This is a genomic window from Nocardiopsis oceani, assembly GCF_054777395.1.
In genome coordinates, this window is the sequence record NZ_BAAHAR010000065.1 from 20,064 (window position 1) to 29,774 (window position 9,711).

A 9,711-nucleotide genomic window follows, 5' to 3' on the forward strand; every position below is an offset into this window, starting at 1 on the left:
GGCCTGGCGGCCGCGCGGCTCATGCGCGGGAACCGGCCCGGCTGATCCGGGCGAGGGAAGACTCGACGTCCACCGAGCCGGCGGGCTGGTTGTAGGGAAGCTTGGCCAGCAGGTGGGCCATGCCGCAGGTGTTGGTGAGACCGGCGAACGTCAGCCCGGCGCCCACGAAGGCGGCGACGAACAGAGCGGGGGTCCACGCCAAGCCAGCCAGTGCCGAGACCAGCACCAGGGAGCCGGCGGCCAGGCGCACCTGGCGCTCCAGGGCCCAGCGTTCCCGGCCGCGCACGGCGGGGGCGTCGGTGGCGGTCCAGGCGTTCATCCCGCCGGTCATCACGACGGTGTCGCTCAGCCCCGCGGCGGCCAGCTTGTTCTGGGCCTGTTCGGCGCGTGGGCCGGTCTGGCACACGAGGACAACCTGCTCGGAGGCGTCCCTGGCCACGCGCTCGGCGTGCGCGCTGAGCTCGCTGAGGGGGAGGTTGACCGCGCCGGGGATGCGCACGCTCTCGAATTCAGCCGGGGTGCGCACGTCCACCAGTAGCGGTGCGGAGTTGCTGTCGACCTGTGCTCGTACGGCGGAGACGTCGACGTTCTTGCTCATGTGTGTGGCTCCTGGAGATGGAGTCGGGCAAGGTCAGGGCAGGGCGGCTGGAGGGGCCTGAGCGGATTAGTCGACCACCCTGGTAGGCAATACTACCCCCAGGGGTATGTGACGTGCTGGTCACTGACTCCGGGAATACCGGCGCAACCGGGGGATCGGTTGATGCTGACCCCGCGGCGAGCGGGACCGTGGCCGGAACCAGCCAGAACCCCGATACGAAGGGCTCGGGTACGCCCGAGTGCGCTAGTGTGCCCAGCCATGAAGTACCTTTTTCTCATCGTCGGCGGCCTCATGGCTGCTGGAACATTCTTCTACTCCGCTGACCAAGAGAACCCGATCGGGATGGCGCTGGCTGCCATCGCTTTGATGATCGGCGGCATTGTCGCCGCCCAGGGGGACCTGGCGATGGTTTTCGGTCGGATGGTGGTGCGGATGTCCCCTCAACATCAGCCCGGGCAGCAGGCCCACCAGCAACCCCAGCACCACCCTCCACAGCCGCACACCGGGCCTCAGTACGGGCAGCACCGCTGACACTCCCCGCCGCTCCGGGGCAGGCTATTGCTTGAAAATCAGCGGACTTGTATTCAAGCATGCATGGGTGTGATAGCGGGCATCCGTATGCTCAGTCGAAGAATGAACACATAGTCCCAGCCAACGAAGGCCTATGCTTTCCTGTATTCCCTTCCAGTCGCCCCGGCGCGCGAAAACTGGATCTAGAGTGTGGGCAGGTACCGCTGCAGCTCGTACGGCGTCACTTGGCGGCGGTAGGAGTTCCACTCCGCCTTCTTGTTCCTGAGGAAGAAGTCGAACACGTGCTCGCCGAGGGTCTCGGCGACCAGCTCGCTGTTCTCCATCAGGCGCAGGGCCTCGTCCAAGCTCTGCGGGAGCGGCCTGATACCCAGCGCGCGGCGCTCGGCGTCGGTCAGCGCCCACACGTCGTCCTCCGCGCCCGGAGGGAGCTCGTACCCCTCCTCGATGCCCTTCAGCCCGGCGGCCAGGATCACCGCGTAGGCCAGGTACGGATTGGCGGAGCTGTCCAGCGAACGGATCTCGATCCGGCTGGAGTTCGACTTTCCGGGCTTGTACATCGGCACCCGGACCAGCGCTGACCTGTTGTTGTGGCCCCAGCAGATGTAGGCGGGGGCCTCGCCGCCCATGCCCGCCGAGGCGGCCGGGTCGTCCCAGATGCGCTTGTAGGAGTTCACCCACTGGTTGGTGACGGCCGCGATCTCGTCGGCGTGCCGCAGCAGCCCGGCTATGAAGCCGCGCCCCACCTTGGACAGCTGGTACTCGGCGCCGGGCTCGTAGAAGGCGTTCCGGTCGCCCTCGAACAGCGACAGGTGGGTGTGCATACCCGACCCCGGGTACTGGGTGAAGGGCTTGGGCATGAAGGTCGCGTACACGCCCTGCTCCATCGCCACCTCCTTCATCACGAGCCGGAAGGTCATGATGTTGTCGGCGGTGGTGAGCGCGTCCGCGTAGCGCAGGTCGATCTCCTGCTGGCCGGGGCCGCCCTCGTGGTGGCTGAACTCCACCGAGATGCCCATGGCCTCGAGCATGTTGATCGCGTTGCGTCGGAAGTCGTGCGCGCTGTTGTGCGGCGTGTGGTCGAAGTAGCCGCCCGAGTCGTTCGGCTCGGGGAACTCACCGTGCTCGGGGAACTTCTTGAGCAGGTAGAACTCGATCTCGGGGTGCGTGTAGAACGTGAACCCGAGGTCGGAGGCCTTGCTGAGCTGTCGCTTCAGCACGTGCCTGGGGTCGGCCGGGGAGGGCGAGCCGTCGGGCATGAGGATGTCGCAGTACATGCGCGCGGTGCCGTGCGGCTCGTTGCGCCAGGGCAGCACCTGGAAGGTGGCGGGGTCGGGCTGGGCGAGCATGTCGGCCTCGTAGACCCGCGCGAAACCCTCGATGGCGGAACCGTCGAACCCGATGCCCTCGGAGAAGGCCGCCTCCAGTTCGGCGGGGGCCACCGCCACGGACTTGAGGTACCCGAGCACGTCGGTGAACCACAGCCGCACGAACCGGATGTCGCGCTCCTCCAACGTGCGGAGCACGAATTCCTGCTGTCGATTCACGATCAACCTTCCTCGATGCCGGTCGGTCCCGGTCCACGCGCTGTGGAGCCAAGCCGGACGCGTTGTCCCGGGACCAGTCTGCCGTGCGGATATTTCCAGGGTATTTCCGCACACGCCATCGAGCCTGCCCGGACCGTCACCCGCACACGCATTATGACCGCTGGCAGCGGCGTTTCGGACCCCGCCGGGCCCGAAAACCGGCCAGGAAAAAGGTCGGCGGTCCCGGCGGCCCGCGCGGGAGAGGAGCCGGGGCGAAGTGCCGGGGAGCGAAACACGCCACGAAACACACGCTCGCTACGCTCGGGACGTGGCACAGCTGAGAATCGCACTGGCCCAGGTCAACCCCACCGTGGGAGACCTGGAGGGTAACTGTCGTGCAGTGGTGGACGCCGCCCGCCGGGCCGCCGAGGACGGCGCCCATCTGGCGCTCCTTCCGGAGATGACCGTCACCGGTTATCCGGTGGAGGACCTGGCGCTGCGCGACTCGTTCGTTTCGGCTTCGGTCCGGGCCACCCGCGCCCTCGCCGCCGAACTGGAACGCGACGGGCTGGGGGAACTGCCGGTCGTGGTGGGCTATCTCTCCCGCCGTCAGGGGCCGGGGGAGCGGTACGGGCAGCCCTCGGGCGCGCCCCAGAACTCGGTGGCCGTGCTGCGCCGGGGGCGGGTCGAGCTCACCTCGGCCAAACACCACCTGCCCAACTACGGGGTCTTCGACGAGTTCCGCAACTTCGTGCCCGGCGACACCCTGCCGGTGATCCGGGTACGCGGCGTGGACGTGGCCCTGGCTGTCTGCGAGGACCTGTGGCAGGACGGCGGTCCGGTCACCGCGGCCCGCGCCGCCCGGGTCGGGCTGCTCGTGACGCTGAACGGTTCACCGTACGAGCGGCACAAGGACGACGTGCGCCTCGAACTGTGCTCCCGTCGCGCCCGCGAGATCGGTGCCGCCCTGGCGTACGTGAACATGGTCGGCGGTCAAGACGAGCTGGTCTTCGAGGGCGACTCCCTGGTGGTGGACTCCGAGGGCGAACTGGTGTCCCGCGCACCGCAGTTCGAGGAGGCGCTCCTGACCACCGAGCTGGACCTGCCCGCCGCCGCGGAGGTCCGGGAGGGGGCGGCCGACGGCGAGGTGGTCGACGGCCTGCGGGTGGTCCGCCGCGTCCTGTCCGAGGATCCGGTGCCCGCTTACGAGCCGCGCGCCAACACCGTCACGCCGCGCCCCGACCCCCTCTCCGACACCGGTGAGGTCTACCGCGCGCTGGTCCTCGGTCTGCGCGACTACGCGGCCAAGAACGGTTTCGGGTCGGCGGTCCTGGGGATCTCCGGCGGTATCGACTCGGCACTGACCGCGACCATCGCGGTGGACGCGCTGGGTCCGGAGCGGGTGCACGGGGTCCTGCTGCCCAGCGCCCACTCCAGTGCGCACTCGGTGGCCGATGCCGAGGACCTGGCCGAACGCCAGGGCTTCGCGTCCCGCACCGTGCCGATCTCGCCCGCGGTCGCCGCCTTCGAGCAGGCGACCGCCGCCGCGGACGCTGCCCTGACCGGGCTGGCGGCGGAGAACCTTCAAGCCCGGGTACGCGGCACACTGCTCATGGCGCTGTCCAACCAGGAGGGCCACCTGGTCCTGGCCACCGGTAACAAAAGCGAGGCCGCCACCGGCTACTCCACTCTCTACGGGGATTCGGTCGGCGGCTTCGCCCCCATCAAGGACTGCTGGAAGAGCCTGGTGTGGGAGCTGTCGCGCTGGCGCAACGCCGAGGCGGCCCGCCGGGGCGAGACCCCGCCGATCCCCGGGAATTCCGTGACCAAACCGCCCAGCGCCGAACTGCGCCCCGACCAGCTCGACGCGGACTCCCTGCCGGACTACGACCTCCTGGACTCGGTCCTGGACGCCTACGTGGGCACCGACCGAGGGGAGGCCGAACTGGTCTTCGCCGGATACGACCCGGACCTGGTGCGCCGGGTGATCCGGCTGGTGGACCGGGCCGAGTACAAGCGCCGCCAGTCCGCGCCCGGTACCAAGATCAGCTCCCGCAACCTGAGCCGGGACCGCCGCCTGCCCATCACCAACTGCTGGACGGTCTGAGTGCGAAGGGGGGCGGTTCCGGCACGGTCGCGGTCACGCCGCGCCGGACGGGACGCGCCGGTAGAGGGTGTAGTCGCTTCCGTCCTCGAAGACGGTGCTCTGCACCCGCTCGAACCGGGCCGGGTCGAAGGCCGCGCCCTCGAAGAGCGCCTTACCGGCCCCGGCCACGACCGAATAGCGCTTGATCATGAGCTCGTCGATCTCCGGGAGTAGGTACCCAGCCAGGTTCGGTCCTCCGACCGTGCAGACACCCAGAGGGCGGTCCTCCTTCTTGAGTGCGCGGACGGTTTCCAGCGGGTCGGTGGCGACGACCGTCACGTTCGGGTCGATGTCCTCGGGCAGTGTGCGAGAGAAGACGTATTCGCGCATGTGTGCGTACGGGCTGGTGACGCCCTCGTCCAGGGCGACCTGGTAGGAGCCGCGGCCTTGGAGCATGGTGTCGAAGTGCTTATTGGGCACGTCCAGCCCGAGCTGGGTCCGCACCACCGTGGGGAGCAGTTCCGGGTACTCGTTCACGTGGAACTCGCCGTTGTCCCCGAGGTCTCCGTCGGCGTCGCTGGTGAAGAAGAAGTCGAAGGAACCGTCGGGAGCGCAGACGTAGCCGTCCAGCGAGACCGCGACGAAGTAGGTGAGGGTTCGCATGGTGCTCCTCAGGGGTATTCGCGTAGTCACTTGACCACTACACTTGAAGTACTTCATTCAAAGTACTTTGCATGTAGTGGTTTGCCAAGCGGTTTTTCGAGAGTTTTCCGTGAGAGGGAGAGAGCATGGTCAGAAACCCGGAGCGGCGGGCAGCCCTGCTGGACGCCGCCATCGAGGCGCTCGCCGAGGAGGGTGCGCGCGGGCTCACCTTCCGCGCCGTCGACACCCGGGCCGGCGTGCCCGTCGGCACCGCCTCCAACTACTTCGCCCATCGCGAGGACCTGCTCGCCCAGGCGAGCGTGCGCACCTACGAGCGCTTCATGCCCGGACAGGCCGAGTGGGACAACGTGCTCACCGGCCCTTACGACCGGGACAAGCTCGCCGAGGTCATGCGCGGCACGGTCGCCCGCATGGTTGCCGCCCCCAGCGTCTTCCTGGCCAGCCTGGAACTCCAGCTGGAGGCGACCCGCCGCCCGGAGCTGCGCGCGGACATCACCGCCCGCGTCCGCGCGGACCTGGACGCCAACATCGCCTTCCACGAGGAATCCGGAATGCCCGGCGACCGGGACACGGTGGTCCTGCTCTACCTCGCGCTGAACTGGGTGGTCACCGAGTACCTCACCCTGCCCGGCGTCCTCGCGCCCGAAGGCTCCCTGGACGAGTTGGTCACCAAGGTCGTGGACCGCGTCGTCCAGGAGGCCTGAGCCCGGGCACGCGGTCACATCCGTCAGGGCCGTCCCCGAGCGTGCCGCCGAAGCCCACTCCTAGGCCAAACCGAGTTCGCGGGCGCGGGCGCCCGCCGTGGCCCGGTTGGGCACGTCGAGTTTGGCGAGGATGTTGGACACGTGCACGCTGGCGGTCTTGGGACTGACGAAGAGCTCCTCGGCGATCTGCGCGTTGGTGCCGCCCAGGGACAGCAGCCGGAGTACCTCCAGCTCGCGCGCGGTCAACCCGGCGGGTGCCGGCGGAGGTGCCGCGTCCTCGGACACTCCCGTGCCCAGTCGTCGGGCGAGCGCCTCCGCGGCACCGGCAAGGGGCCGCGCGCCGCACTCCGTGGCCACCCCGTGCACCCGGCGCACCAGGTCCGCCGCCCGGTCCCGGTCACCGGTGGAGACCAGGGCCCCGGCCGCACGCAACCGGGCCCGAGCGAGGTTCAGCACAAGGGGGGTGGCCTCCCACTCGGACACGGCCGCGCCCCACAGCTCCGCCTGCTCGGCCGGTGCCGCTCCGTCCACCTCGGCCAGCAGTGCAGACACCGTCGCTGCGTGGGCCGGACTGATTCCTGTCTCGGCCGGGAGCGGCTCGGCGGCCCCGCCCACCAGGTCCCGGACCAGCCGTGCCGCCTCCACGGTCCGTGTGCCGCGCCGCCGCCCCACACCCTGGCGCGCGGCCTCGCCCATGGCTTCCAAGAGCGGCCACGCGTATCCGGGTGTGGACCGCATGACGGACGCCTCCAGCACGGCTCGGGACAGGGACAGGGCCTCGTCCACGTCCGCCTCGGCCAGCGCCGTCTCGAGCGAACTCAGCGCCCGGAGCTGGACGATGCTCACCCGGTGTTCGGTGAGCATCGAACGGTCTCCCACGGGCCCCACGGCGGCGCGCGCGGCGGACAGGTCGCCCACCGCCGCGGCGATGCGCGCGCCCACGGCCAGGATGTAGGGCCGGTGCCGCTCTCTGCTGGCGGCGTCCAGCGTGCCTCGGATGATGTCCCGGGCCGTGGCCAGCTCACCGAGTTCGAAGTGGATCTCGGCCCGGTTCAGGTGGGTGGGGGCCTTGTGCACCGAAGCCCAGCCCAGCGCCTCGTGCCGGGCCAGGGACCCCTCCAGTACTTCCAGGCCCTCGCGGTGCAGTCCGTACCTGTGCAGGAAGTACCCGAGATCCCCGGCACCGCGAGCTTCCAGGATGGGCTCGGCGACGGCGGCCGCGCGGCGGATCCCCTCCTCCAGCAGCGGTCGGCCGCGTTCGGGGTCCCCCTCAGCCATCTCGATGGCGCCCAGGGTGATGCGGGCGTCCGCCGCTGCGCACTTGCTCGCCTCGTCATCCTTGCCAGCCACCTCGATCGCCCTCTCCGCCAGCTCGCGCGGGCTCCGGCCGTCGATGGCGGCCATGTGCATCTCGAGTAGTTCGGGGCTCGTGGTCCGGTCGTTGCGCAGGAGCAGGGTCTCCCTGGCCAGGGTGGCGAGCAGCTGCGCGAAGTCCGGCATGTGCGGTGGGTGCAGCTCCAATGCGCGGAGCAGGTCGGCGAGACCGGCCTCGCGCTCCTCGTGAGCGCGGACCTGACCGCGTCGACGCAGCAGGACCGCCCGCACCGTGCGGGTGTGGTCGTCCTCGGGGGCCTCCGGAACACTGTCCAGAGCACCGTCGACCAGTTCCAGGACCCGTCGGTTGCGGCCGGCGGAGAGCGCGGCCCCGGCCGCTTCGCTGACCACTTCGGCCCAATCGAGGCCCGCCACCCTCGCGTTGGGTTCGGGCACTCGGTCCCACAGCGAGAGCACCCGTTCCAGCATGTCCAGTTCCTCGTCGAAGGCGAGGGTGTCCCCGGCGCGCAGCGCCGCCCACCAAGCGGCCTCCATGGCTCGGGGCAGGTCGAGTGCGGCCTGGTAGTGGTGGGCCTGTTCCGCGGCACGGCGGTCGGGCGGCACCAGCTCCGGGTATTCGTCGATGAGCTGGGCGAAGCGCAGGTGCAGCCGTGTGTGCGGTCCGGGCAGGATCTCCCCGTGCACCGCGTCGCGAAGCATAGCGTGCCGGAACCGGTAGTCGGTACGTCCGGCGCGTAGGACGTTGGCGTCGACCAGGGTGTGCAGTGCGGCCTCCAACTCACGCTCTGGGAGAGCGGCGGCCAGCTGTAGCATCTCGTGTTCCACGCTGCCGCTCACGGCGCCCACGGCCGCGGTCCGGAGCACGGCCAGGGCGGTGTCGTCGAAGCGGTGGACCGGTTCCAGCAGGAGGTCGCGGAAGTGGTCGGGCAGGTCCGGGCCGTCCCGGTCGGGGTGGGGATCGGAGGTGGCCAGTGCCTCCACGAACAGCGGTACGCCCTCGCTGCGCTGGAACAGGATGTCGAGTTCCTCCGGAGCTAGTTCCCGGCCCCGGATGGCGGCGGCCTGGCGGCCCACCGCCTCCTTGGTGAGCGGCTCCAACTGGATCCGGCCCACCCCGGGCAGGCGCTCGATCTGGGGGAGGAGCCGCCGCAGTGGGTGAGCCCGGTACAGGTCGTCGCTGCGGTAGGTGGTGACGATCTGGGTACCGGGCCGGGCCAGGTTGCGGGCCAGGAACACCAGGAGGTCGCGGGTGGCGCCGTCGGACCAGTGCAGGTCCTCCAGCACCACGGTGACGCCCTCGTCCCCGGCGACCCGGTCGAACAGGCGCAGGACCTGTTCGAAGAGGATGCCCCGGTTCTCCCGGCGGTCCGCTGGCGACTCGCCCAGCTCGGGCAGGAGGCGGGCGAACTCTCCGACACCGCCCGGTGCGGCGGCCTCGAAGGGCTCCCGGCCGCGTTCCCGGAGGACCTGGCGGAGCACCGCGGTGAAGGGGGCGTAGGACAGCCCGTCCACGCCCAGTTGCAGGCACGCCCCCACGAAAACCGTTCCGGCGGGCCGGGTGGCGGTGAACTCGGTGATGAGGCGGCTCTTGCCGACCCCCGCGTCCCCGCCGATCAGCAGACCCTCCGGCGGCCCGCTCCGGACGCGGTCGGCCTGGGCGGTCAGGAGCTGGAGCTGGTTCTCTCGGCCGACGAAGACGGGGCTGGTGTCCGAATGGAGGGGCATGCCTCCATTATGCTCTCCGGCCCCGACGTTCCTCTCTGCGGCGTGCACGGGCCTCCGCGCGGAGCCGACGTGCGTGGCGTCCGAGGGCGGCCTGCCGCAGGCGTTCGTCGCGCATGGCGTTTCCGGTGGCGGTGCGCAGGTCGTCGTAGGTCATGGTTCCCCCTGGTGGCTTCGGCCGACGCCGCTCGTCGGCCCACCAACGACGATGCCGCTAAGAACCCCCGTGCCACATGGGGAGAAAACCCAGCTCTCGCGGGTTGGGGACCGTGGCCGAACTCCCTCGTCTAAGACCCTGGTGACAAGGGGGGTTTGGTTGCCCTGCCCTTGGGGTGTGCCGTTTTCCGCGTGGGTGGGGAGTCCGCGTGGGTGGGGCTCGGGGTGGGTGGGGGTTTGTTGTTGGGTGCGGGTGGTTCCCTGGTGGTGCGGGTTGCCCCGTTTCCTGCCGCTTGATGGTGGCCGTCTCCGCTGCGCGCGTCAAGGTCGTCGCCATCGAGCGCTTCGCGCGTCATTGGCGCTCCACCTTGACCCGCTTCGCTGCGACGGCGG

At 70.0% G+C, this 9,711-nt stretch carries 8 protein-coding genes; 3 read left to right on the plus strand and 5 right to left on the minus strand.

Annotated features, from left to right (window positions below; all coding sequences use genetic code 11):
* Nucleotides 1–19 precede the first annotated feature (19 nt).
* Complete coding sequence (locus ACYVDG_RS29710; RefSeq protein ID WP_460761975.1) at nucleotides 20–598, minus strand: rhodanese-like domain-containing protein; 579 nt, start codon at nucleotides 596–598, stop codon at nucleotides 20–22.
* A 258-nt stretch (nucleotides 599–856) separates the two neighbouring features.
* Here ACYVDG_RS29710 and ACYVDG_RS29715 point away from each other — a divergent pair, with 258 nt between their 5' ends.
* Nucleotides 857–1,129 carry a hypothetical protein gene (locus ACYVDG_RS29715; RefSeq protein ID WP_460761980.1) on the plus strand — a complete coding sequence of 91 codons (273 nt, stop codon included), beginning with the start codon at nucleotides 857–859 and terminating at the stop codon, nucleotides 1,127–1,129.
* 182 nt (nucleotides 1,130–1,311) lie between these two features.
* Here ACYVDG_RS29715 and ACYVDG_RS29720 read toward each other — a convergent pair whose 3' ends face one another.
* The gene (locus ACYVDG_RS29720; protein WP_460761985.1) at nucleotides 1,312–2,673 is read right to left on the minus strand and encodes a glutamine synthetase family protein; all 1,362 of its coding nucleotides are present in this window, start codon (nucleotides 2,671–2,673) and stop codon (nucleotides 1,312–1,314) included.
* A gap of 307 nt (nucleotides 2,674–2,980) precedes the next feature.
* On the opposite strand from ACYVDG_RS29720, the gene ACYVDG_RS29725 reads away from it, so the two are divergent.
* Nucleotides 2,981–4,759: an NAD+ synthase gene (locus ACYVDG_RS29725; protein ID WP_460761991.1), complete on the plus strand. Its 1,779-nt coding sequence runs from the start codon at nucleotides 2,981–2,983 to the stop codon at nucleotides 4,757–4,759.
* 33 nt (nucleotides 4,760–4,792) lie between these two features.
* Here ACYVDG_RS29725 and ACYVDG_RS29730 read toward each other — a convergent pair whose 3' ends face one another.
* Entirely contained in the window at nucleotides 4,793–5,401 is a 609-nt protein-coding gene (locus tag ACYVDG_RS29730; RefSeq protein ID WP_460761994.1) for a dihydrofolate reductase family protein, read from the minus strand.
* 125 nt (nucleotides 5,402–5,526) lie between these two features.
* Between ACYVDG_RS29730 and ACYVDG_RS29735 the strand changes: the two genes are divergently transcribed.
* On the plus strand, nucleotides 5,527–6,105 hold the full coding sequence (locus tag ACYVDG_RS29735; protein ID WP_460761999.1) for a TetR/AcrR family transcriptional regulator: 579 nt from the start codon (nucleotides 5,527–5,529) through the stop codon (nucleotides 6,103–6,105).
* A gap of 60 nt (nucleotides 6,106–6,165) precedes the next feature.
* Here the strand turns inward: ACYVDG_RS29735 and ACYVDG_RS29740 are convergent, their stop codons facing one another.
* Complete coding sequence (locus tag ACYVDG_RS29740; protein WP_460762002.1) at nucleotides 6,166–9,165, minus strand: helix-turn-helix transcriptional regulator; 3,000 nt, start codon at nucleotides 9,163–9,165, stop codon at nucleotides 6,166–6,168.
* A gap of 7 nt (nucleotides 9,166–9,172) precedes the next feature.
* On the minus strand, nucleotides 9,173–9,319 hold the full coding sequence (locus ACYVDG_RS29745; RefSeq protein ID WP_460762005.1) for a hypothetical protein: 147 nt from the start codon (nucleotides 9,317–9,319) through the stop codon (nucleotides 9,173–9,175).
* Nucleotides 9,320–9,711 lie beyond the last annotated feature (392 nt).

What these genes read in the sequence shown, in the direction of transcription:
- ACYVDG_RS29710 (WP_460761975.1), bottom strand. Translation starts at nt 598, where the DNA reads ATGAGCAAGAACGTCGACGTCTCCGCCGTACGAGCACAGGTCGACAGC.
- ACYVDG_RS29745 (WP_460762005.1), bottom strand. Translation starts at nt 9,319, where the DNA reads ATGACCTACGACGACCTGCGCACCGCCACCGGAAACGCCATGCGCGAC.
- ACYVDG_RS29740 (WP_460762002.1), bottom strand. Translation starts at nt 9,165, where the DNA reads ATGCCCCTCCATTCGGACACCAGCCCCGTCTTCGTCGGCCGAGAGAAC.
- ACYVDG_RS29730 (WP_460761994.1), bottom strand. Translation starts at nt 5,401, where the DNA reads ATGCGAACCCTCACCTACTTCGTCGCGGTCTCGCTGGACGGCTACGTC.
- ACYVDG_RS29715 (WP_460761980.1), top strand. Translation starts at nt 857, where the DNA reads ATGAAGTACCTTTTTCTCATCGTCGGCGGCCTCATGGCTGCTGGAACA.
- ACYVDG_RS29735 (WP_460761999.1), top strand. Translation starts at nt 5,527, where the DNA reads ATGGTCAGAAACCCGGAGCGGCGGGCAGCCCTGCTGGACGCCGCCATC.